Raw genomic sequence first — 22,216 nt, forward strand, 5'->3', positions numbered from 1 at the left:
TTTAAACACGAATGAATGCTCTTGCCCGCCGCGCCGCAGGCCTGCTGCTCAGCACAGTTTGTCTGCCCTTTTCAGCCTTGGCTGCCGACCCACAACCCACCCATGAATTCACCCTCGACAACGGCCTGAAGGTCGTCGTGCGCGAAGACCATCGTGCGCCGGTGGTGGTGTCCCAGGTCTGGTACAAGGTGGGCTCCAGCTACGAAACGCCAGGCCAGACCGGTTTGTCCCACGCCCTCGAGCACATGATGTTCAAGGGCAGTGAAAAAGTCGGCCCCGGCGAAGCATCGCTGATCCTGCGTGACCTCGGTGCCGAAGAGAACGCCTTCACCAGCGATGACTTCACCGCCTACTACCAGGTACTGGCCCGTGACCGCCTGGGCGTGGCTTTCGAACTGGAAGCCGACCGCATGGCCAGCCTGCGCCTGCCGCCGGAGGAGTTCAGCCGCGAGATCGAGGTGATCAAGGAAGAGCGCCGCATGCGCACCGACGACAAGCCTATGTCCAAGGCCTACGAACGCTTCAAGGCCATGGCTTACCCGGCCAGCGGCTACCACACGCCGACCATCGGCTGGATGGCCGACCTGGACCGGATGACCGTCGAGGAGCTGCGTCACTGGTACCAATCCTGGTACACCCCGAACAACGCGACCCTGGTGGTGGTCGGTGACGTGACGCCGGACGAGGTCAAAACCCTGGCCCAGCGTTATTTCGGCCCGATTGCCCGGCGCGCGGTGCCGGTCGCGAAAATCCCCCTGGAACTGGCCGAACCCGGCGAGCGCCAGATCACCCTGCATGTGCAAACCCAACTGCCCAGCGTGATGCTGGCCTTCAACGTGCCGAGCATCGCCACCGCGACCGACAAGGCTTCGGTCAACGCGCTGCGGCTGATCTCGGCGCTGTTGGACGGCGGCTACAGCGGTCGGATCCCGACCCAGCTGGAGCGCGGCGAAGAGTTGGTCTCCGGTGGCTCGTCGAACTACGACGCTTTCACCCGTGGCGACACGCTGTTTACCTTGTCGGCAACGCCCAACACGCAGAAAAACAAAACCCTCGCCCAGGCCGAAGCCGGTCTGTGGCGCTTGCTTGAGCAGTTGAAAACCACGGCCCCGACCGCCGACGAACTGGAACGCGTGCGCGCCCAGGTCATCGCCGGGCTGGTGTATGAGCGCGATTCGATCACCAGCCAGGCCACCGCCATCGGCCAGTTGGAAACCGTCGGCTTGTCCTGGAAGCTGATGGACACCGAACTGGCCGAACTGCAAAGCGTGACCCCGCAAGACATCCAGAAGGCAGCCCAGCTGTATTTCACCCGCTCGCGCCTAAGCGTTGCGCACGTCCTGCCCGAGGAGAAAGCTCATGAGTGAGCGCAAATCATCGCGTCTGGTGCTGATCGGCCTGGTAGTGATCGCCTTGGTCGGCGCCCTGGCCTTTTACCTGTCGCCGTCCAGCGACTCCAACGCCAGCCAGGCCTTGGACAAGGCCAAGTCCGGCAACAAGCTGCAATCCTTGGCCGAGCTGAACGACAAGGCGCCCAGCCGGCGCCAGCTCGATGTGCAAACCTGGACAACCGCTGACGGCGCCAAGGTGCTGTTCGTCGAAGCCCGGGAGTTGCCGATGTTTGACCTGCGCCTGACCTTCGCCGCCGGCAGCAGCCAGGACGGCGACGCCCCCGGCCTCGCGTTGCTGACCAACGCCATGCTCAACGAAGGCGTGGCCGGCAAGGACGTCAGCGCCATTGCCCAGGGTTTCGAAAGCCTCGGCGCGGACTTCGGCAACGGCGCCTACCGGGACATGGCCGTGGCGTCCCTGCGCAGCCTCAGTGCGACCGACAAACGTGAGCCGGCATTGAAGCTGTTCGCCGAAGTCGTCGGCAAACCGACCTTCCCCGCCGACTCCTTCGCCCGGATCAAGAACCAGATGCTGGCCGGCTTCGAGTACCAGAAGCAGAACCCCGGCAAACTGGCGGGCCTGGAACTGATGAAGCGCCTCTACGGCGAGCATCCGTATGCACACTCCAGCGACGGCACCGCCGAGAGCGTTCCACCGATCACCCTGGCCCAGGCCCGGGCGTTCCATGCCAAGGCCTATGCTGCCGGCAACGCCGTGATCGCGCTGGTGGGTGACTTGTCCCGCGCCGAAGCCGAAGCGATCGCCAACCAGGTGTCCGCAGCCCTGCCCGAAGGCCCGGCCCTGGCGAAAACCCCGCCCCCTGCGGAACCGAAGGCGAGCATCGGCCACATCGAGTTCCCGTCCAAGCAGACCAACCTGATGCTCGCGCAACTGGGCATCGACCGCGACGATCCGGACTATGCCGCGGTGTCGCTGGGCAACCAGATCCTCGGCGGCGGTGGCTTCGGCACGCGGCTGATGACTGAGGTTCGCGAGAAACGCGGCCTGACCTATGGTGTCTATTCCGGCTTCACGGCGATGCAAGCCCGCGGCCCGTTCATGATCAATCTGCAAACCCGGGCCGAGATGAGCGAGGGCACCTTGAAACTGGTGCAGGACGTGTTCGCCGACTACCTCAAGAACGGTCCGACCCAGAAAGAACTCGATGACGCCAAGCGTGAGTTGGCCGGCAGCTTCCCGCTGTCCACCGCCAGCAATGCCGACATTGTCGGCCAGCTCGGCGCCATGGGTTTCTACGACTTGCCGCTGAGCTACCTGGAGGACTTCATGCGCCAGTCCCAGGAACTGACCGTCGAGCAGGTCAAGGCTGCGCTGAACAAACACCTGAGCACCGACAAGATGGTCATCGTCACCGCCGGCCCGAGCGTGCCGCAAAAGCCGTTGCCGCCCCCCACTGACAAACCTGCCGAGCAGCCGCTCGGGGTTCCGGAGCACTAATGGCCCGCCCATCGAATTCCAGCAAGAAACCTGTGCACAACGGTGTGAACCAGTTGCGCATCATCGGCGGCGAATGGCGCAGCCGGCGCCTGAGCTTCCCGGATGCCCCGGGCCTGCGTCCCACTCCCGACCGCGTGCGCGAAACCCTGTTCAACTGGCTCGCGCCCTACGTGGCAGGCGCCCGGGTGCTGGACCCGTTCGCTGGCAGCGGCGCACTGTTCCTCGAAGCCCTGTCCCGTGGCGCCGCCATGGGCCAGGCGCTGGACGCCAGCAACCTGGCGGTCTCCAGCCTGAAAGAACACCTGGGCACCTTGCGCTGCACCGTCGGCCAGGTGCAAACGGCCGACGCGCTGCGCTACCTGGACAGCCAACCGGCGACGCCTTTCGACCTGGTGTTCCTCGACCCGCCGTTCAACCAGAACCTGTTACCGACGGTCTGCGCCTTGCTCGAGGAACATCAGTGGCTGGCCGAGGATGCCTGGGTCTACACTGAAAGCGAGACCGCCCCGTCCACCCTGGGCTTGCCGGGCAACTGGCGCTTGCACCGCGAGCAGAAATCCGGACGGGTGTATTACGCGTTGTGGCAGCGTTTGCCAAAGGACATGGGCTGAACGGCTGACCCGTGCATCGAGAACAATAATGATGTCCGCCGCATCTGAACCTTTCGTCCCCGCCCCGGGACTTGGCAACCCGCACCTGCAAACCTTGTGGGGCCCATTGTGGCGCCAGACCACCCATATCGAGCGCCAACGCGAGCGCCTATGGCTGGACGATGGTGACTTCCTCGACCTCGACTGGCACGGCCCCCACAGCGCCGAGGCGCCGCTGGTGCTGGTGCTGCACGGGCTGACCGGTTCGTCCAACTCGCCTTACGTGGCCGGGTTGCAGCAGGCGCTCGGTCGCCAGGGCTGGGCCAGTGCGGCTTTGAACTGGCGGGGCTGCTCGGGCGAGCCGAACCTGCTGCCCCGCAGCTATCACTCGGGCGTCAGTGAAGACCTGGCCGCCGCCATCACCCACTTGCGCGCCCGACGGCCCTTGGCGCCGCTGTTTGCGGTGGGTTACTCACTGGGCGGCAATGTGTTGCTCAAGCACCTGGGAGAAACCGGCCGCGACAGCCAATTGCAAGGGGCGGTGGCGGTCTCGGTACCGTTTCGCCTCGACCAGTGCGCCGATCGCATCGGCCAGGGTTTTTCCAAGTTCTACCAGGCCCACTTCATGCGGCAATTGGTGGCCTATGTGCGCAACAAGCAACGCCAGTTCCAGCACGACGGACGCCACGAAGGCCTGGCGACCCTGGCAGCGCTTGGCCCACTGGAGAACATGCGCACCTTCTGGGACTTCGACGGCCGGGTGACGGCGCCGCTGCATGGGTTCTCCGATGCAGCGGACTACTACCGCCGCGCTTCCAGCCGTTATTTCATGGAAGGTATCAGTACGCCGACCCTGGTCATCCAGGCCGCCGACGATCCTTTTGTATTTCCCCACAGCCTGCCCGAACCGGGCGAATTATCGGCCTCGACCCGGATTGAACTACACGCCCGGGGTGGGCATGTGGGGTTCGTCGACGGAACCTTGCGGCGCCCCGGGTATTACCTGGAGCGGCGGATTCCCCATTGGCTGGCAAGCCTGGGGCGCGGCCTGTAGGAGCTGACGAGTGCAACGAGGCTGCGATCTTTCCACAACCACTTGAGTCCAAGAGCGAAAGATCAAGATCAAAAGATCGCAGGCTTCGCCAGCTCCTACGGGGAGTGCATTCAATCACCGACGGCCAAAGGCCTTTGCGGATCATTGATCCATTCACTCCACGAGCCGGCGTACAGCCGTCCCAACGGATAGCCTGCCAGGCACAAGGCGAACAGGTTATGACACGCCGTCACGCCGGAGCCGCAGTACGCCACCAGTTCGGTGGGCGAACGCTCACCCAGTTTTTCGACGAAGCGTTGCTTGAGCTGTTCGGCCGGCAGGAAGCGGCCATCGGCGCCAAGGTTGTTCGTGAACGCTGCGCACTGGGCGCCCGGGATATGCCCGGCTATCGGGTCGATTGGCTCGACTTCGCCCTTGAAGCGCGGCAATGCCCGGGCATCCAGCAAGGTCATGGCCGGCTCGCCAAGGCGTTGTTGCAGGGCTTGCGCATCGATCAACAAACTCGCGTCCGGCGCACCGCTGAAGGTCCCGCGACCGTTCTGCGGCGGATCAAGACTCAGGGGCAAGCCCGCGGCATGCCAGGCCTTGAGCCCACCGTCGAGGATAGACACGCCATCGCGCTTGCCCAGCCAGGCCAGCAACCACCAGGCCCGTGCGGCATAGGCGCCGGGACCGTCGTCGTACAGCACGACCTCGCTGTCGTTATCCAGACCCCAAGCCTTGAGACGCTCGATCAAGGCCGCCGGCTCCGGCAATGGATGACGCCCGGTTACGCCCTTGGTCACCGGCCCGCTCAAGTCACGCTCAAGGTCCGCGAACCACGCCCCGGCGATGTGGCCCTCGGCATAACTGCGCTGACCGTAATCCGGGTCTTCCAGGGCAAAGCGACAATCGAGGATGACGATCCCGGACTGTGATCGCCGCTGATCGAGGGCTTGAGGGCTGATGAGTTGCGCAATGGGCATGGTGAGCTCCTGTGGCTAAGTCGGGGATCGATCCTACTGCCCTTCCTCCAGGGTCTGGGCCAGGGGGACGTAATATTCCTTGAACAGCGCGTCAACCGCCTCGCGGGCCTGGTCGGTCACGAAACCGGCCTCCAGCACCAGCACCTGATAGACGCCGCGCTTGATGGCCTGCTCACTCAGGTGGCTGAAATTTTCCCGCGTGGTGCACAAGAACCGAACCCAGGACGTGAGGATGATCCAGGCGTTGAGGGTCAGGGACTCGATCTGCACCCGGTCCATTTTCAGGATGCCGGCGTCGACGAAGCCCTCGTAGATCGCGGTGCCATGGATCAGGCAGCGCTGGGAAAACCGACGATAGCGGGCCGCAAGGTCCGGATCGCTGTCGAGCAGATGCTCCAGGTCGCGGTGCAGGAAGCGGTAGCGCCACATGGCCGCCAACAGTTCCTGCAGGTAGAAGCGCTTGTCATCCACCGTGGCCGCTCGGCCCTGAGGCGGTCGCAGGAAGCTGTCCACCAGGTTCTCATATTCACTGAACAGCACGGCGATGATCGCCTGCTTGTTGGGGAAGTGGTAATAGAGATTGCCCGGGGACATGTCCATGTGGGCGGCGATGTGATTGGTGCTGACGCTGCGCTCACCTTGCTGGTTGAACAGCTCGAGGCTGTTTTGCACGATGCGCTCGCTGGTTTTCATTCGTGGGGCCATGGTTTGGGCTTTAATTCGACGAAGGCATTGAACGGCATCTTACGACCTATCGGTCACAGGAAAAACCCACACTCGTTGCCGATGCCATTGACTTTCTAGAGTATAAGCTCTAAAAAACACCCACTCTAATAATATCCGGTGCCTGACGATGCCTGCCGACGTTGCCTACCTGCACGAGTCTCAACAACAACTGGACGAGCTGCGGTCGCTCTTCGATGCCCAACGCCAGGCCTACGCCGCCCACCCGATGCCACCGGCCGAACAACGCCGGCAATGGCTCAAGGCACTGCGGGAAGTATTGAGCAACGACCGCCAAGCCTTGATCGACGCCATCAGCCAGGATTTCAGCCACCGCAGCGCCGACGAGACACTGTTGGCCGAACTGATGCCGAGCCTGCACGGCATCCATTACGCCAGCCGCCATCTCCAGGGTTGGATGAAGCCCTCCCGGCGCAAGGTGGGCATGGCCTTCCAGCCAGCGTCAGCCAAAGTGATCTATCAGCCGTTGGGCGTGGTCGGGGTCATCGTGCCGTGGAACTACCCGCTGTTCCTGGCCATCGGGCCGCTGGTCGGGGCATTGGCGGCGGGCAACCGGGTGATGCTCAAGCTCAGCGAATCGACACCGGCGACCGGCTTGCTGCTCAAGCAATTGCTGGCCCGGGTCTTCCCCCAGGACCTGGTGTGCGTGGTGCTCGGCGAGGCGGAGGTCGGCATGGCGTTTTCCAAGTTGCCCTTCGATCATCTGTTGTTCACCGGTGCCACCAGCATCGGCAAGCATGTCATGCGCGCCGCTGCCGAAAACCTGACCCCGGTCACCCTTGAGCTGGGTGGGAAATCGCCGGCCATCGTGTCGGTCGATGTACCGATCAAGGACGCCGCCGAACGCATTGCCTTCGGCAAAACCCTGAATGCCGGACAAACCTGTGTCGCCCCGGACTACGTACTGGTGCCGCAGAACCGCGTCGGCGAGTTCGTCGAGGCGTATCGCGAGGCGGTTCGCGGGTTTTATCCGACCCTGGTGGACAACCCGGACTACACGGCCGTCATCAACGAACGACAACTGGCACGGCTCAACGGCTACATTGGCGATGCCACCAGCAAGGGCGCGCTGCTGATCGAGCTGTTCGAGCAAGGCCAGGGCCGTCGCATGGCCCACAGCCTGCTGCTCAACGTCAACGACGAGATGACCGTCATGCAGGACGAGATCTTCGGCCCGCTGCTGCCCATCGTGCCCTATGACCATGTCGACCAGGCGTTTGCCTACATCAATCAGCGCCCCCGCCCGCTGGCGCTCTACTACTTTGGCTACAACAAGGCCGAACAGCATCGCGTGCTCCACGAAACCCATTCCGGCGGCGTCTGCCTGAACGACACCCTGTTGCATGTCGCCCAGGATGACATGCCGTTCGGCGGCATCGGGCCCTCGGGAATGGGGCATTACCACGGGCATGAGGGTTTCCTGACCTTCAGCAAGGCCAAGGGCGTGCTGACCAAACAGCGATTCAACGCAGCGAAGCTGATCTATCCCCCTTATGGCAAGCCGTTGCAGAAACTGATCCAGAAGCTGTTTATCCGCTGACGCGCATCTTCCCGGGTAACAACAATAATGAACCCAAGCCTCACCGATACCCCCGCGCTGTCACGGCGCGGCCTGCTCAAATTCAGCCTCGGCGCCAGCGCCTTCCTGGCCACCGTCGGGCTGGGCGCCAGCCTGAGCGGTTGCTCGCCAAGCCAACCGGCCACCGGCCTGGCGGCTCTGCGCGACAGCGACCTGCCATTTCTACGCAGCGTCATCCCGGTGATGCTGGACGGCGCGGTGGCCGTCGGACAGATCCCCGCCGCCATTGACGCGACCCTGGGGAGCCTGGACAGAAGCCTGGCCCACCTGTCCCCCGCCATGCTCAAGCTCACGCATCAACTGTTCGACGTGCTCACCCTGAGCGTTACCCGTGGACCACTGACCGGGGTCTGGGGGGCGTGGGAAAACGCCAGCGCCGATGACATCCGCCAGTTCCTCACGCGGTGGGAAAACAGCTCGCTGGACCTGCTGCGACAAGGCCACAGCTCGTTGCTGCAACTGGTGATGATGGCCTGGTACAGCCGACCCGAGGCTTGGGCGCATTGCGGGTATCCAGGGCCGCCAACGGTCTGAAAACCAAGTTAAACCCTGTGGGAGCGAGCCTGCTCGCGATTGCGGTGTGTCAGTCAATAAAGATGCTGCTGATCCGACGCCATCGCGAGCAGGCTCGCTCCCACAAGGGGTCTATCGCAACCTCAAAACAATAAGAGAGCCCCGAACATGCCCGTACCCGATCCCTTCCGCGAAGGCCTGGCCCGTGGCTGGACCACCTACAACGGCGCGCAGTTGACCGAAGACCTGACTCTGGAAGCCGACGTGGCCATCGTCGGCAGCGGTGCCGGTGGTGGCACGACGGCGGAAATCCTCAGCGCCGCCGGCTACCGCGTGTTGCTGATCGAGGAAGGGCCGCTCAAGACCAGCCATGACTTCAAGCTGCTCGAAGACCAGGCCTACAGCAGCCTGTACCAGGAAGGCCTCGGGCGCATGAGCAAGGACGGCGCCATCACCATTCTCCAGGGCCGGGCGGTCGGTGGCACGACGCTGATCAATTGGACCTCCAGCTTCCGCACGCCCGACCAGACTCTCGACCACTGGGCCGCCGAGCACAACGTCAAGGGCCACGGCCGCGCCGACATGGCGCCCTGGTTTGCGCAAATGGAACAACGCCTGGGCGTGGCGCCGTGGTTGGTTCCGCCCAACGCCAACAACGACGTGATCCGCAAAGGTTGTGAACAACTGGGCTACGCCTGGCATGTCATCCCGCGCAACGTGCGCGGCTGCTGGAACCTGGGTTATTGCGGCATGGGCTGCCCGACCAACGCCAAGCAGTCGATGCTGGTCACCACCATCCCGGCCACACTGGACAAGGGTGGCGCGCTGCTGTACCTGGCACGGGCCGAGCGCCTGACGATCAAGAACGATGCCGTGGCCGGCATCGAGTGCCAGGCCATGGACGAACGTTGCGTGGCGCCGACCGGGCGGCGCATCACCGTCAAGGCGCGGCACTATGTGCTGGCGGGCGGCGGCATCAACAGCCCGGGCCTGCTGCTGCGCTCCGCTGCGCCAGACCCATACGAACGCTTGGGCAAGCGCACCTTCCTGCACCTGGTGAACATGTCCGCCGGTCAATTCGACGAGGTCATCAACCCGTTCTACGGCGCACCGCAATCGATTTATTCGGATCACTTCCAATGGCAGGACGGGGCCACCGGCAAGATGGCCTACAAGCTCGAAGTCCCGCCCCTGCACCCGGCCCTCGCTACCACGCTATTGGGCGGATTCGGCCCCGAGAACGCCTTGCACATGTCTAGGCTGCCCCACACCCACGCGATGCTGGCGCTGTTGCGCGACGGTTTTCATCCAGACAGCCCCGGCGGCAGCGTCGAGCTGCGCAGCGACGGCACGCCCGTGCTCGACTACCCGGTTTCGCCGTACACCTGGGACGGCTTGCGCCGGGCTTTCCACAGCATGGCCGAGATACAGTTTGCCGGCGGCGCCAAAGCGGTGATGCCCCTGCACAACGACGCTCGCTATGTGAAGACCTTGGCCGAAGCCCGCACGCTGATCGACGGGCTCGACCTGGCCTTGTATCGCACGCGCCTGGGCAGCGCCCACGTGATGGGTGGCTGCGCCATGGGTGAAGACCCGAAAACCGCCGTCGCCGACAGCCTGGGCCGCCATCATCAACTGGGCAACCTGTCGATCCATGACGGCTCGCTGTTCCCCACCAGCATCGGCGCCAACCCGCAATTATCGGTCTACGGACTGACCGCACAACTGGCGACGGCCCTGGCCGAGCGCCTGAAAACGCCATGAACCAGGTATTGAAAAAACAACGAACCCGTGGCGAGGGAGCTTGCTCCCGCAGGGCTGTAGGAGCTGCCGAAGGCTGCGATCTTTTGATCTTTCGCTTGAGATTCAAGCATCAGCGGAAAGATCGCAGCCTCGCTCTGCTCGACAGCTCCTACAGGCCCAGCGGGAGCAAGCTCCCTCGCCACGGATTTACCGAATGGCTGAATATCCGGATTATTCGCAGCGTCTATAGTGCTTTCTTACCCAACAGCCGACTTGGCCGACCGAGTAGGCTGCGATACCATCCGACTCCCCAACGGACTCCCGCCAGGACGACGCGATGAACCGAGTGTTGTACCCAGGTACCTTCGACCCTATTACCAAGGGCCATGGCGATCTGGTCGAACGCGCCGCGCGCCTGTTCGACCATGTGATCATTGCCGTCGCCGCCAGCCCGAAGAAAAACCCGCTGTTCCCGCTGGAGCAACGTGTGGAGCTGGCCCGCGAGGTCACCAAGCACCTGCCCAACGTGGAAGTGGTCGGCTTTTCGACGCTTTTGGCTCACTTTGCCAAGGAAAAGAACGCCAACGTGTTCCTGCGCGGCCTGCGTGCGGTCTCGGACTTCGAGTACGAGTTCCAACTGGCCAACATGAACCGCCAACTGGCACCGGACGTCGAGAGCCTGTTCCTCACGCCATCGGAGCGCTATTCCTTCATTTCCTCGACCTTGGTGCGGGAAATCGCGGCGTTGGGCGGTGATATCACCAAGTTCGTCCACCCTGCCGTGGCCGATGCGCTGACCCTGCGCTTCAAGAAATAAACGGCGAGCGCTGCGAGCCGCCTCGCAGCACAGCGCAGTCCATCGCGCCCGCGTGCACTGCGCTCGCCAATGCGGCACAATTGCGCCCATACGTTTTCAGATGCCCGGGCCCAACGCCCCGGCAGGAGCCTGCATGTCCCTGATCATCACCGACGACTGCATCAATTGCGACGTCTGCGAACCCGAGTGCCCGAACGCCGCCATTTCCCAAGGCGAGGAGATCTACGTCATCGACCCGAACCTGTGCACCCAGTGCGTCGGCCATTACGACGAACCCCAGTGCCAGCAGGTTTGCCCGGTGGATTGCATCCCGCTGGACGAGGCTCATCCGGAAACTGAAGAGCAGTTGATGGCGAAGTATCGCAAGATCACTGGCAAGGCTTGAGCCAGGTGGTTTTGTAGCGTCTGTACCGACGTCTTCGCGAGCAAGCCCGCTCCCACAGAAATCGACTGTGTTCACATGATTTGTGTCATAAGCACATCCCTTGTGGGAGCGGGCTTGCTCGCGAAGAGGCCCTCAGCCACACCCAGATGTAACTGTTGACCTTCACTCCTGCCGCTCAAACCCCTCCCCCACACATCCCAGGCACCGCACGAACGTGGCCTTCGCCGGGTCCACCACCAGCGCCTTCCCCGCATCGCCGACCCCACCGCCCAGCGCGGTAAAGGGCAGCGACACCACGAATGCCCCAGCCCCGATCACCGTGGCGGCGAGCAGCAACGGGCGGGCGATCAGCAGATCACCGATCATGGCAAAAGCCGGCGGGTTCTGGATGGTGTAGCGCGGGTCGCCGCTGCCGCTGTTGGCCAGGGCAGGCAAACCCATACTCAGCAGCAGCGCGAGAACGACAGGTCGAAGCAGATTCATCGGACGATCCTTCGGCTAAATCAGTTAATAACTGACTATAGACCGTAGGACGAATCAGCTCTGGCAGCGTGGGCACCAGACGCTGGCACGCTGGCCCAGGCGGATTTCCCGCAGTTCCGTGCCGCAGGCCTTGCACAGCTCCCCGCCACGGCCATAGACGAACAGTTCCTGCTGGAAATAGCCGGGCTGGCCGTCCCCACCGATGAAGTCCCGCAACGTGGTACCGCCGCGCTCGATGGCATGGGCAAGGATGCGCTTGATCTCGATCGCCAGCTTCAGGTAACGCGCCCGGGAAATGCCGCCGGCGGCCCGGCGCGGGTCGATCCCGGCGGCGAACAGCGCCTCGGTCGCATAGATATTGCCCACGCCCACCACCACCGCGTTGTCCATGATGAACGGCTTGACCGCCATGGAACGCCCTCGCGAAAGCTGGAACAGCCGTTCGCCGTCGAACAGGTCGGTCAGCGGCTCGGGGCCGAGGCGAATCAACAGCTCGTGATTGAGCGGATCGAGGCTCCAGAGCATCGCGCCAAAGCGCCGGGGATCGGTGTAGCGCAAGGCCAGGCCGGATTCCAGTTCGATGTCCACGTGCTCATGCTTGAGGGCGGGCATGCCGACCTCCACCAGGCGCAGGTTGCCGGACATGCCCAGGTGGCTGATCAACGTGCCGACCTCGGCATTGATCAACAGGTACTTGGCCCGCCGCTCCACCTGCACGATGCGCTGGCCCGAGAGCCGCACGTCGAGATCTTCCGGGATCGGCCAGCGCAGGCGGCGGTCACGGACCACCACGCGGCTGACCCGCTGGCCTTCAAGATGGGGCGCGATGCCACGACGGGTGGTTTCGACTTCCGGCAGTTCTGGCATGAGGTTCTCGCGTCAGGCGAAGCCGCGCACTCAACGAGAGGCGAGGTCGCGAATTTCCTGTTTCTGGGTCTGGAAGTCGTATTCCGACAAGCCGATGTAATCGAGCACCAACGGCCCGACACACGCCCACTCGTGGTCTTCGGCCTGGTTGCCCAGCACCCGGTGGGAGGCACAGATGTTCTCGGACATCTTCAGGATCGCCAGCAGATTCTTCAGTTGGCTGTTGTTGCGTGAAGACTCGTCGCTGAAGATTGCCAGGGCGTTGTGGTGGTTGGCGATGGCCTGGCTCACATGATCCGGCAGGCGCCAGGATTTGGAAGTGTAGTAACCGACCACCGCATGGTTGGTGTTGAACTCGCGGTTCTCGGTGTCCACTACCCGGCACTCGGCGCTGGCATTGGCGTAGGCCTCTTCCAGCACGCCCATGTAGCTGGGGAACTGCTTGAGCATCAATGGCACGCCACAATCGTGGAACAACCCCAAGGCATAGGCTTCGTCACCGTTCTCCAGGCCGACGCGCTTGGCCAGGGTCAGGCTGGTCATCGCCACGTCCTGGGCGGTATCCCAGAAGCGGTTCAGGGTGACGATGGCGTCGTCGTGCAGCTCTCCCTTGATCGACTGCGCATTGATCAGGTTGATGATCGAACGGCTGCCCAGCAGGTTTACCGCGCGCTGGATCGAGGTGATCTTGTTGCGCAGGCCGTAATACGGCGAATTGACGATCTTGAGCAGGGCTCCCGAGAGGCCCGGGTCCTGGGAGATCAACTTGGCGATGGTCTCCAGGTCCGGGTCGGGCATGTACTGCTCCATCTGCAGATCCACCATGATCTGCGGCTGGGGCGGCACGCTGATGCCTTGCAAGGACTGTTGGATCTGTTCGGCGGATAGCTCTTTGGACATGAGTACACACTCTGGGTCAGGCGGGGATTCTAACCCTTAAAGATGGATCCGATACACCGCCGGGTAGATCGGCGGAACTTTCCTTCAGGCATCGGCTTCGGACTTTACAGGGCCGACAACCAAGCCTGCATACAGGCTTGAATCGGCAACCCAGCCACTCAGCTTGAGGAGATTTTTTCATGCCTGGCTCCCTGAACAGCAAACGTGTCGCCATTCTGGTGACCGACGGTTTTGAACAGGCCGAACTGACCGGCCCCCAACAGGCGCTGGAACAGGCCGGCGTCAAGGTGGACATCGTTTCGGCCCGCGAAGGCCAGGTCAAAGGCTGGAACCATGACCAGCCGGCCGACGACTTCCCGATCGACCTGACCTTCAAGGCCGCCAATGTCGAGCAGTACGACGCCGTGGTGCTGCCCGGTGGCGTGCAGAACTCCGACACCATCCGCATCGACCCCGATGCCCAGAAGCTGGTGAAGGGTTTCGAGGCAGCGGGCAAGCCCATTGCGGTGATTTGCCATGGCGGCTGGTTGCTGGCGTCGAGCGGGCTGGTCAAGGGCAAGACCATGACCAGCTACAAGACCCTCAAGGATGACCTGGTCAATGCCGGCGCGAACTGGGTCGACAAGGAAGTGGTCAAGGATGGCACGTGGATCAGCAGCCGCCAGCCCGATGACATCCCGGCGTTCAACCGCGAGTTGCTCAGCGCGTTGTCCGCTTGAAGCCTGCTGCGCTCTGTAGGAGCTGGCGAAGCCTGCGATCTTTTGATCTTTGATCTTTGATCTTTGATCTTTGATCTTTGATCTTTGATCTTTCGCTCACGATTCAAGTGTCTGGGGAAAGATCGCAGCCTCGTTTCACTCGACAGCTCCTACACAGCTCCTACACAGCTGCTACGGCCAAGCGAGCGTGTGTTGGCTCGCCACATGTCCACCACAAGCCCCGTCAAGGTTGCAACACGGTATACTCCCGCTCTTTTTTCCGGAGCGACGTCATGTCCCTGCCTAGCCTGCGCCTCAAAGCCAACGCCGACCGTCGCCTGCGCGCCGGCCACCTGTGGGTCTACAGCAACGAAATCGATGTAGCCGCCACGCCCCTGCACGGTTTCAAGGCCGGCGACCAGGCCATCCTCGAAGCCGCCGGCGGCAAGCCGTTGGGCATCGTCGCGATGAGCCCCAACAACCTGATCTGCGCCCGGCTGCTGTCCCGTGACGTAAAGCTGCCACTGGACAAATCCCTGCTGGTGCATCGCCTCAACGTGGCGCTGTCCCTGCGCGAGCGGCTGTTCGACAAGCCGTTCTATCGCCTGGTCTACGGTGACTCCGACCTGTTGCCAGGCCTGGTGGTCGACCGCTTCGGCGACATCCTGGTGGTGCAGATCGCCTCGGCCACCATGGAAGCCCACAAGGACGACGTGATCGCCGCCCTGACCCAAGTGCTCAAGCCCAGCGGCATCCTGTTCAAGAACGACTCCGCCGCTCGTGACGCCGAAGGCCTGAACCGCTACGTCGAGACCGTGTTCGGCCTGGTGCCGGAATGGGTCGCCCTGGAAGAGAACGGCGTGAAGTTCGAAGCGCCGGTGATGGAAGGCCAGAAAACCGGCTGGTTCTACGACCACCGCATGAACCGCGCACGCCTGGCGCCGTACGCCAAGGGCAAGCGCGTGCTGGACCTGTTCAGCTACATCGGCGGCTGGGGCGTACAAGCCGCCGCGTTCGGCGCCAGTGAAGTGTTCTGCGTCGACGCCTCGGCCTTCGCCCTTGACGGTGTCGAGCGCAACGCAGCGCTGAACGGCTTCGCCGAAAAGCTGACCTGCATCGAAGGCGACGTGTTCGAAGCCCTGAAGGAACTCAAGGCCAGCGAAGAGCGTTTCGACGTGATCGTCGCCGACCCACCGGCCTTCATCAAGCGCAAGAAAGACCTGAAGAACGGCGAAGGCGCCTATCGCCGCCTCAACGAGCAAGCCATGCGCCTGCTCAGCAAGGACGGCATCCTGGTCAGCGCGTCGTGCTCGATGCACCTGCCCGAAGACGACTTGCAAAACATCCTGCTGACCAGCGCCCGTCACCTGGACCGCAACATCCAACTGCTCGAACGCGGCGGCCAGGGGCCAGACCACCCGGTACACCCGGCCATCGCCGAAACCCGCTACATCAAGAGCATCACCTGCCGGTTGTTGCCCAACAGCTGAGGCCGGGCGGGGCCAGTGCCGTAGCGCTGTGCCCCCAAATGGCAACCAGATCGCAGCCTTGGCTGCGATTTTTTTTGCGCGTCTGAATAAATCTGTAGGAGCCTCCCCACGCAATTACCAGAACCGTCCTACTCAATCTCCCAGTGACTGGCGGACATGACGCATTAGGATTGAAAGCGACCCTCAGTACGCCTTGGAACGCCTCATGACTGATCCGCAAAACCGCTTGGCAGCCCGTAAACCGGCCACCGTCGGCTTGCTGCTGACGCTGACACTGCTCGGCGTCTTTCCAATCGATGTCGTGCTGCCCTCGTTCCCTGCACTGTCCGAACACTTTCAGAGCCCATCATCCGATATCGCCCTGTCTGTCAGCCTGTTCGCGGTGGGCATCGCCCTTTCGCAACTGCTGATCGGTCCGCTTTCCGACGTTATGGGACGAAAAAACCTGCTGTTGATCGGGATCGCCGGTTCAGCGGTTGGAGCAACAGGTTGCGTACTCGCCGACAGTTACTGGTCCTTTCTCTTCTTCCGTGTCGTCCAGGCCTTGGGGTGCGGTTGTTTCGTGCTGTCCCAAGCGTTGATCCAGGACCTGTTCACCGGACAGGAACAGCAGCGATTGCGAGTCTTGCTGGTCACCTGCGGCGGGATTTTTATTTCCGTTTCGCCCCTGGCTGGCACCGGGCTGCAAAGCTGGATGGGCTGGCGCGGCAGCTTCCTGGTGTTCATTGCCCTGGCAGCTGGCGTATTCGCAAGCGCCTGTCATTTGCTTGAATGCCCCCCGGCCGGCAGTCAACCCAGGCGTTTCAATATCATCGCTTCCTATCGAAAGGTCTTCGGTGACTTCAGTTTCGTCGCTTATTGGTTAACCTCGGCGCTGGCTTTTTCCTGCCATTTTTCGTTCATCGTCATTTCACCGCTGGTCCTGATCGACCAGTTGCACTTATCGCCCGAGGCTTTTTCGCTGGTACTGCTGGGCTATGGTCTGGCCTATATTGGCGGCGGACTCATCGCGACCCTGCTGAGCAACCGAATCGACCCGCAGACGCAAATCATAACGGGACTGAGCCTGATCCTTGCCGCAGGCCTCCTGATGCTGGGGCTCGCCAATTACCTAGGCTTGTCGATCACTACTCTGTTAGCGCCCATGATCGTTTGCACCGCCGGAACGACCATTGCCCGCGCGGCAGCCAACAACCAAGCCATGACGCTATTTCCGGCGCAGGCTGGCACGTCCGCCTCGGCCGGTAGCGTACTGATCTTTATTGTCGGCGGGCTAACCAGTGCCGTGATCAGCCTCACCCCGCTGGACTTACAGCTGGCCCTGGCCCTCTGCCTGATCCTGCTTAGCCTGCTGGGGCTGGCACTCAATGCCCTGGTCCGGCAGCGCGATAGGGGGCTATTGCTCGGCTGAACCCTGCCAGTCGTCATCCCGTGCACGACATTGGCGCCCGATCAGCGCTTTGCGTCATTTCATCCTGGCGCCAGCGGTGTAGAATCGTGGCATTCATCGCCATTCATCCCCGGCGGGTTTATGAGCTCATGCCGAGGCGCGCAGCGATCCTGCAAAGTCATCGGCCACTTCCGGACACACGGCCAAACCCGGGTGCTCCAGACGTCGACAGAAGCTCACTTCCCCATTGATACCTGATAAGTACCTGATTAGCCGCCCGGAGTGCTCCATGCCTGATTACCGCTCGAAAACATCCACCCATGGCCGCAACATGGCCGGCGCCCGTGCCTTGTGGCGCGCCACGGGGATGAAAGATGACGACTTCAAGAAGCCGATCATCGCCATTGCCAACTCCTTCACCCAGTTCGTACCGGGCCACGTCCACCTCAAGGACCTCGGCCAACTGGTTGCCCGGGAAATCGAACGCGTCGGCGGCGTTGCCAAGGAATTCAACACCATCGCCGTGGACGACGGCATCGCCATGGGCCATGACGGCATGCTCTATTCGCTGCCGAGCCGCGAGATCATCGCCGACTCCGTCGAATACATGGTCAACGCCCACTGCGCCGACGCCATCGTGTGCATTTCCAACTGCGACAAGATCACCCCCGGCATGCTCATGGCCGCCCTGCGCCTGAACATCCCGGTGATCTTCGTCTCTGGCGGCCCGATGGAAGCCGGCAAGACCAAGCTCGCCAGCCACGGCCTGGACCTGGTCGATGCCATGGTGATCGCCGCCGACTCCAGCGCCTCTGACGAGAAGGTTGCCGAGTACGAGCGCAGCGCCTGCCCGACCTGCGGTTCGTGCTCCGGCATGTTCACCGCCAACTCGATGAACTGCCTGACCGAAGCCCTGGGCCTGGCCCTGCCGGGCAACGGTTCGACCCTGGCCACCCACAGCGACCGCGAACAGTTGTTCCTGCAGGCCGGCCGGACCATCGTCGAGTTGTGCAAGCGCTACTACGGCGAGAACGACGAGTCGGTGTTGCCCCGCAACATCGCCAACTTCAAGGCGTTTGAAAACGCCATGACCCTGGACATCGCCATGGGCGGTTCCACCAACACCATCCTGCACTTGCTGGCCGCGGCCCAGGAAGCCGAGATCGATTTCGACCTGCGCGACATCGACCGCCTGTCCCGTCACGTGCCGCAACTGTGCAAGGTCGCGCCGAACATCCAGAAGTACCACATGGAAGACGTGCACCGCGCCGGCGGGATCTTCAGCATCCTCGGCTCCCTGGCCCGTGGTGGCCTGCTGCACACCGACCTGCCGACCGTGCACAGCAAGAGCATGGCCGAGGCCATCGCCAAGTGGGACATCACCCAGACCACCGACGAGGCCGTGCATCACTTCTTCAAGGCCGGCCCAGCGGGCATTCCGACGCAAACCGCGTTCAGCCAGTCGACCCGCTGGGAAACCCTGGACGATGACCGTGAAAACGGCTGCATCCGTAGCGTCGAGCATGCCTACTCCCAGGAAGGCGGCCTGGCCGTGCTGTACGGCAACATCGCCCTGGACGGCTGCGTGGTGAAGACCGCCGGCGTCGACGAGTCGATCCATGTGTTCGAAGGCAACGCGAAGATTTTCGAAAGCCAGGACAGCGCCGTGCGCGGCATCCTCGCTGACGAAGTGAAGGCCGGCGACATCGTGATCATTCGCTACGAAGGTCCGAAAGGCGGCCCGGGCATGCAGGAAATGCTCTACCCGACGTCCTACCTGAAGTCCAAGGGCCTGGGCAAAGCCTGCGCCTTGCTGACCGATGGCCGCTTCTCCGGCGGCACCTCGGGCCTGTCCATCGGCCACGCTTCGCCGGAAGCGGCGGCGGGCGGTGCCATCGGCCTGGTGCGCGATGGCGACAAGGTCCTGATCGACATTCCGAACCGTTCGATCAATCTGTTGATCAGCGACGAAGAACTGGCCGGGCGCCGCATCGAACAGGACAACAAGGGCTGGAAACCGGTGGAAGTGCGTCCGCGCAAAGTCACCACGGCCCTCAAGGCTTACGCCCTGCTCGCCACCAGCGCTGACAAGGGCGCGGTGCGTAACAAGGCGATGCTCGACGGCCTGTAAGCGCGATAACCGCCCATGAAAAAGCCCCGCCAAGTGCGGGGCTTTTTCATGGCTCCAGTTCGGCCCTTGGAACCAGGTGCTCTTTGTGGCGAGGGAGCTTGCTCCCGCTGGGTCGCGAAGCGGCCCCAAAAATTCGCCCCTCACCTCGATGTGCGAATTGACGACCTTGGGGCTGCTGCGCAGCCCGGCGGGAGCAAGCTCCCTCGCCACAGGGTTCCTTGGTATCAATGTGGGAGCGAGCTTGCTCCCACAGGGACAGGGTTTACTGGATGTCTTCGGGCTTGACGATCACCCAGTTCTTGTCCGCCGTCACCGGCAGCCCTTCCTTGGCCTGGGCAGCGGCGTGCTTGGCCATCATGCCGTTGATCTGGGTCATGTACTTGTCCTTGCGATTGACCCACAGGTGAATACCGCCCTTGGCCACGTCCACATCGTGGAACAGCATGTAGCCGTCACTGGTCGGCGTGTCGCCGGCGACCAGCACCGGTTTTTTCCATTCATCGATGTACGTCAGGATCGCCGCGTGCTTGCCGGCCATCCAGGTTGCCGGGGTCCACAGGTAAGGCGTGTATTCAAGGCCAAGGTTGGCCTTCTCGTCATATTTGCCGTCGGTGATCTGCTTGCGAGCGGTGGTCAACTCACCGGTCTTGCGGTCCTTGAGCAGCGTGGTCACGCCGATCACGTTCTGCGGCTTGAGGTTGTAGCCGTATTTCGGATCCGAGGCGACCATGCGCACCAGTTCTTCAGAAGCGGCGGTCATGACATAAACGTCGATGCCGTTTTCCATCAACTTGTTGTACAGCTCGGCCTGACCGGTGAAGATTTTCGGCGGATTGACGTTGTACTGGACCACTTTGTCGCCATCGTAATAAGTGGTTGGCACCGGTTTTCCGGACGCCATCAACTCATCGACATAGCCCTTGAGCTCCTTGAGCGTGAAGCCCGAGAACACCTGGGCCACCCACGGATAGCAGACCATGTCGTCCACTTCGCACAAACGGTAGTAATAGCTGAACAGGCTTTCCTTGTGGTCGGCCGTGTCCTTGAACGGCATCAGCTTCAAGGACGGGTCCAGGCTTTCCCGGGTGATGAGGCCCTTGTTCTCCATGAACGGCAGCAACGACTCTTCAAGATCGTAGCGATAACTGGTGTTGTCCATGTCGAACACCGCGTAGTTACCCTTGTTGGCGTTCGCCGCGATCATCGCCTCCAAGGCCTTGGCCTGTTCCGCCGGCCAGTGCTTGAGTTCGGTGGCGAGTGCCTGGCCGACGAGGCCAAGGCTCAAGGCAGCAGCGAGAAAACGAGGTGCGAGTTTCATCGGCATTTCTCCCGGGTTCAAAAGAACTCGACGCTAACAAATGCGTGTGACAGTCCTCGCCCAGCCGCGACCGCTTGCGTCCTGATAACGCCAGCGACATACCCGCAAACGCCAAGTCCTTATTCCATAAACGACAATCAACATGCCTTTTTAGTCTTAATTCATTAGATATCAGGCTGTTAGGCTTCCCGGCTCACAGTCGCGGCTTCGGGCGACTGGCACGTCTTATCGGAGTCTCTTTTGATGAATCTGCCGCTGATCCTCAACCTGCTGGTGTTCCTCGCCTTGCTGTTCGGCCTGGCACAAACCCGTCACCGCACCTGGAGCCTGGCCAAGAAGGTGCTTTTGGCACTGGTACTGGGCGTTGTGTTCGGCATCGCCCTGCACACGATTTATGGCGCCGGCAACCCGGTGCTCAAGGCCTCGATCGGCTGGTTCGACCTGGTGGGCAACGGCTATGTGCAGTTGCTGCAAATGATCGTGATCCCGCTGGTCTTCGCCTCGATCCTCAGCGCCGTGGCCCGCCTGCATAACGCCTCGTCCCTGGGCAAGATCAGCTTCCTGACCATTGGCACGCTGCTGTTCACCACCGCCATTGCCGCGCTGATCGGCATCGGCCTGACCAACCTGTTCGGCCTCACCGCCGAAGGCCTGGTGGCCGGCACCCAGGAGCTGGCGCGCCTGCAAGTGATCCAGAGCGACTACGCCGGCAAGGTCGCCGACCTGAACATCCCGCAACTGCTGCTTTCGTTCATTCCGCAGAATCCCTTTGCCGACCTGGCGCGGGCCAAGCCGACGTCGATCATCAGCGTGGTGATCTTCGCCGCGTTCCTCGGTGTCGCGGCGTTGCAGTTGCTCAAGGATGACGTGGAGAAAGGCCAGAAAGTGATCAACGCCATCGACACCCTGCAAAGCTGGGTGACGCGCCTGGTGCGCCTGGTGATGAAGCTGACGCCGTACGGTGTGCTGGCGCTGATGACCAAGGTGGTGGCCGGTTCCAACGTCCAGGACATCATCAAGCTCGGCAGTTTTGTCGTGGTGTCCTACCTCGGCCTGGGCCTGATGTTCGTGGTCCATGGCCTGCTGGTGTCCGCGGCCGGGATCAACCCGTTGCGCTTCTTCCGCAAGATCTGGCCGGTGCTGACCTTCGCCTTCACCAGCCGTTCCAGCGCCGCCACCATCCCGTTGAGCATCGAAGCCCAGACCAGTCGTCTCGGCATCCCACGGGCGATTGCCAGCTTCAGCGCCTCGTTCGGCGCCACCATCGGCCAGAACGGCTGTGCCGGCCTCTATCCGGCCATGCTGGCGGTGATGGTCGCACCGACGGTGGGCATCAACCCGCTGGACCCGGTCTGGATCGCGACGCTGGTGGCAATCGTGACGTTGAGTTCGGCCGGGGTGGCCGGGGTCGGTGGCGGCGCGACGTTCGCCGCGCTGATCGTGCTGCCGGCCATGGGTTTGCCGGTGTCGCTGGTTGCCTTGCTGATTTCCGTCGAACCCTTGATCGACATGGGTCGTACGGCGTTGAACGTCAGCGGTTCGATCACCGCCGGGGCGATCACCAGCCAGGTGATGCAGCAGACTGATAAGGCCTTGCTCGATGCCGAGGCGCATGGGGAGTTGGTGCACGCTTGATTTGGCGGCGCCTGATGATTGATCGTTCCCACGCTCTGCGTGGGAATGCCTCAAGGGACGCGGA

At 62.5% G+C, this 22,216-nt stretch carries 20 protein-coding genes; 14 read left to right on the forward strand and 6 right to left on the reverse strand.

The genetic code is table 11. The features are described 5' to 3' along the window. Window positions 1-11: 11 nt before the first annotated feature. Genes AD659_RS26165 through AD659_RS26180 form a run of 4 tightly spaced genes read left to right on the forward strand, consistent with a single transcriptional unit; the run spans window position 12 to window position 4,494 of the window. Entirely contained in the window at window positions 12-1,367 is a 1,356-nt protein-coding gene (locus AD659_RS26165) for a M16 family metallopeptidase (protein WP_053126253.1), read from the forward strand. Continuing rightward, window positions 1,360-2,850 (forward strand): M16 family metallopeptidase, encoded by a 1,491-nt coding sequence (locus AD659_RS26170; protein ID WP_053126255.1) that lies wholly within the window; start codon window positions 1,360-1,362, stop codon window positions 2,848-2,850. The genes AD659_RS26165 and AD659_RS26170 overlap by 8 nt, the downstream gene beginning before the upstream one ends. After that, the gene (rsmD, locus tag AD659_RS26175; protein WP_053126256.1) at window positions 2,850-3,461 is read left to right on the forward strand and encodes a 16S rRNA (guanine(966)-N(2))-methyltransferase RsmD; all 612 of its coding nucleotides are present in this window, start codon (window positions 2,850-2,852) and stop codon (window positions 3,459-3,461) included. Before AD659_RS26170 ends, rsmD begins: the two co-directional genes overlap by 1 nt. Window positions 3,462-3,492: 31 nt before the next feature. Next, window positions 3,493-4,494 (forward strand): hydrolase, encoded by a 1,002-nt coding sequence (locus tag AD659_RS26180; protein ID WP_053127106.1) that lies wholly within the window; start codon window positions 3,493-3,495, stop codon window positions 4,492-4,494. Between the two features lie 110 nt (window positions 4,495-4,604). Here the strand turns inward: AD659_RS26180 and AD659_RS26185 are convergent, their stop codons facing one another. Beyond that, window positions 4,605-5,459 carry a sulfurtransferase gene (locus tag AD659_RS26185; protein WP_053126258.1) on the reverse strand — a complete coding sequence of 285 codons (855 nt, stop codon included), beginning with the start codon at window positions 5,457-5,459 and terminating at the stop codon, window positions 4,605-4,607. A 33-nt stretch (window positions 5,460-5,492) separates the two neighbouring features. Next, window positions 5,493-6,164, reverse strand: a complete 672-nt coding sequence (locus AD659_RS26190) for a TetR/AcrR family transcriptional regulator (RefSeq protein WP_053126260.1) — start codon at window positions 6,162-6,164, stop codon at window positions 5,493-5,495. A 148-nt stretch (window positions 6,165-6,312) separates the two neighbouring features. Here AD659_RS26190 and AD659_RS26195 point away from each other — a divergent pair, with 148 nt between their 5' ends. From AD659_RS26195 to AD659_RS26215, 5 genes are all read left to right on the forward strand, one after another. After that, the gene (locus AD659_RS26195) at window positions 6,313-7,743 is read left to right on the forward strand and encodes a coniferyl aldehyde dehydrogenase (RefSeq protein ID WP_053126261.1); all 1,431 of its coding nucleotides are present in this window, start codon (window positions 6,313-6,315) and stop codon (window positions 7,741-7,743) included. A gap of 27 nt (window positions 7,744-7,770) precedes the next feature. Then, entirely contained in the window at window positions 7,771-8,316 is a 546-nt protein-coding gene (locus tag AD659_RS26200; RefSeq protein WP_053126263.1) for a hypothetical protein, read from the forward strand. A gap of 147 nt (window positions 8,317-8,463) precedes the next feature. After that, on the forward strand, window positions 8,464-10,059 hold the full coding sequence (locus AD659_RS26205) for a GMC family oxidoreductase (protein WP_053126265.1): 1,596 nt from the start codon (window positions 8,464-8,466) through the stop codon (window positions 10,057-10,059). Between the two features lie 316 nt (window positions 10,060-10,375). Next, a complete protein-coding gene (gene coaD / locus AD659_RS26210; RefSeq protein ID WP_003177462.1) occupies window positions 10,376-10,855 on the forward strand; it encodes a pantetheine-phosphate adenylyltransferase in 480 nt (159 codons plus the stop codon). A gap of 133 nt (window positions 10,856-10,988) precedes the next feature. Continuing rightward, window positions 10,989-11,240 carry a YfhL family 4Fe-4S dicluster ferredoxin gene (locus AD659_RS26215; RefSeq protein WP_046487844.1) on the forward strand — a complete coding sequence of 84 codons (252 nt, stop codon included), beginning with the start codon at window positions 10,989-10,991 and terminating at the stop codon, window positions 11,238-11,240. Between the two features lie 162 nt (window positions 11,241-11,402). Here the strand turns inward: AD659_RS26215 and AD659_RS26220 are convergent, their stop codons facing one another. From AD659_RS26220 to AD659_RS26230, 3 genes are read right to left on the reverse strand one after another with little or no spacing between them, the layout of a single operon-like run. Then, complete coding sequence (locus AD659_RS26220; protein ID WP_053126267.1) at window positions 11,403-11,723, reverse strand: hypothetical protein; 321 nt, start codon at window positions 11,721-11,723, stop codon at window positions 11,403-11,405. A 54-nt stretch (window positions 11,724-11,777) separates the two neighbouring features. Further along, the gene (mutM, locus tag AD659_RS26225) at window positions 11,778-12,590 is read right to left on the reverse strand and encodes a bifunctional DNA-formamidopyrimidine glycosylase/DNA-(apurinic or apyrimidinic site) lyase (protein ID WP_053126269.1); all 813 of its coding nucleotides are present in this window, start codon (window positions 12,588-12,590) and stop codon (window positions 11,778-11,780) included. A 30-nt stretch (window positions 12,591-12,620) separates the two neighbouring features. Next, a complete protein-coding gene (locus tag AD659_RS26230) occupies window positions 12,621-13,436 on the reverse strand; it encodes an HDOD domain-containing protein (protein ID WP_162277335.1) in 816 nt (271 codons plus the stop codon). Between the two features lie 233 nt (window positions 13,437-13,669). Here AD659_RS26230 and AD659_RS26235 point away from each other — a divergent pair, with 233 nt between their 5' ends. The 4 genes from AD659_RS26235 (at window position 13,670) to ilvD (ending at window position 19,199) form a co-directional block, all read left to right on the forward strand. After that, window positions 13,670-14,209 carry a type 1 glutamine amidotransferase domain-containing protein gene (locus tag AD659_RS26235; protein ID WP_053126271.1) on the forward strand — a complete coding sequence of 180 codons (540 nt, stop codon included), beginning with the start codon at window positions 13,670-13,672 and terminating at the stop codon, window positions 14,207-14,209. Between the two features lie 272 nt (window positions 14,210-14,481). Continuing rightward, a complete protein-coding gene (locus AD659_RS26240; protein ID WP_003206543.1) occupies window positions 14,482-15,678 on the forward strand; it encodes a class I SAM-dependent rRNA methyltransferase in 1,197 nt (398 codons plus the stop codon). Window positions 15,679-15,883: 205 nt separating this feature from the next. Continuing rightward, window positions 15,884-17,089: an MFS transporter gene (locus AD659_RS26245; protein WP_053126273.1), complete on the forward strand. Its 1,206-nt coding sequence runs from the start codon at window positions 15,884-15,886 to the stop codon at window positions 17,087-17,089. 268 nt (window positions 17,090-17,357) lie between these two features. Next, window positions 17,358-19,199: a dihydroxy-acid dehydratase gene (gene ilvD / locus AD659_RS26250; protein WP_053126275.1), complete on the forward strand. Its 1,842-nt coding sequence runs from the start codon at window positions 17,358-17,360 to the stop codon at window positions 19,197-19,199. A gap of 262 nt (window positions 19,200-19,461) precedes the next feature. Here ilvD and AD659_RS26255 read toward each other — a convergent pair whose 3' ends face one another. Beyond that, window positions 19,462-20,517, reverse strand: coding sequence for an HAD family hydrolase (locus tag AD659_RS26255; protein WP_053126277.1), 1,056 nt, complete (start codon window positions 20,515-20,517; stop codon window positions 19,462-19,464). A gap of 243 nt (window positions 20,518-20,760) precedes the next feature. Between AD659_RS26255 and AD659_RS26260 the strand changes: the two genes are divergently transcribed. Next, window positions 20,761-22,152 (forward strand): L-cystine transporter, encoded by a 1,392-nt coding sequence (locus AD659_RS26260; protein ID WP_053126279.1) that lies wholly within the window; start codon window positions 20,761-20,763, stop codon window positions 22,150-22,152. The last annotated feature ends 64 nt before the right edge of the window (window positions 22,153-22,216 follow it).

This window comes from Pseudomonas thivervalensis (assembly GCF_001269655.1).
GTDB classification, from domain to species: domain Bacteria; phylum Pseudomonadota; class Gammaproteobacteria; order Pseudomonadales; family Pseudomonadaceae; genus Aquipseudomonas; species Aquipseudomonas thivervalensis.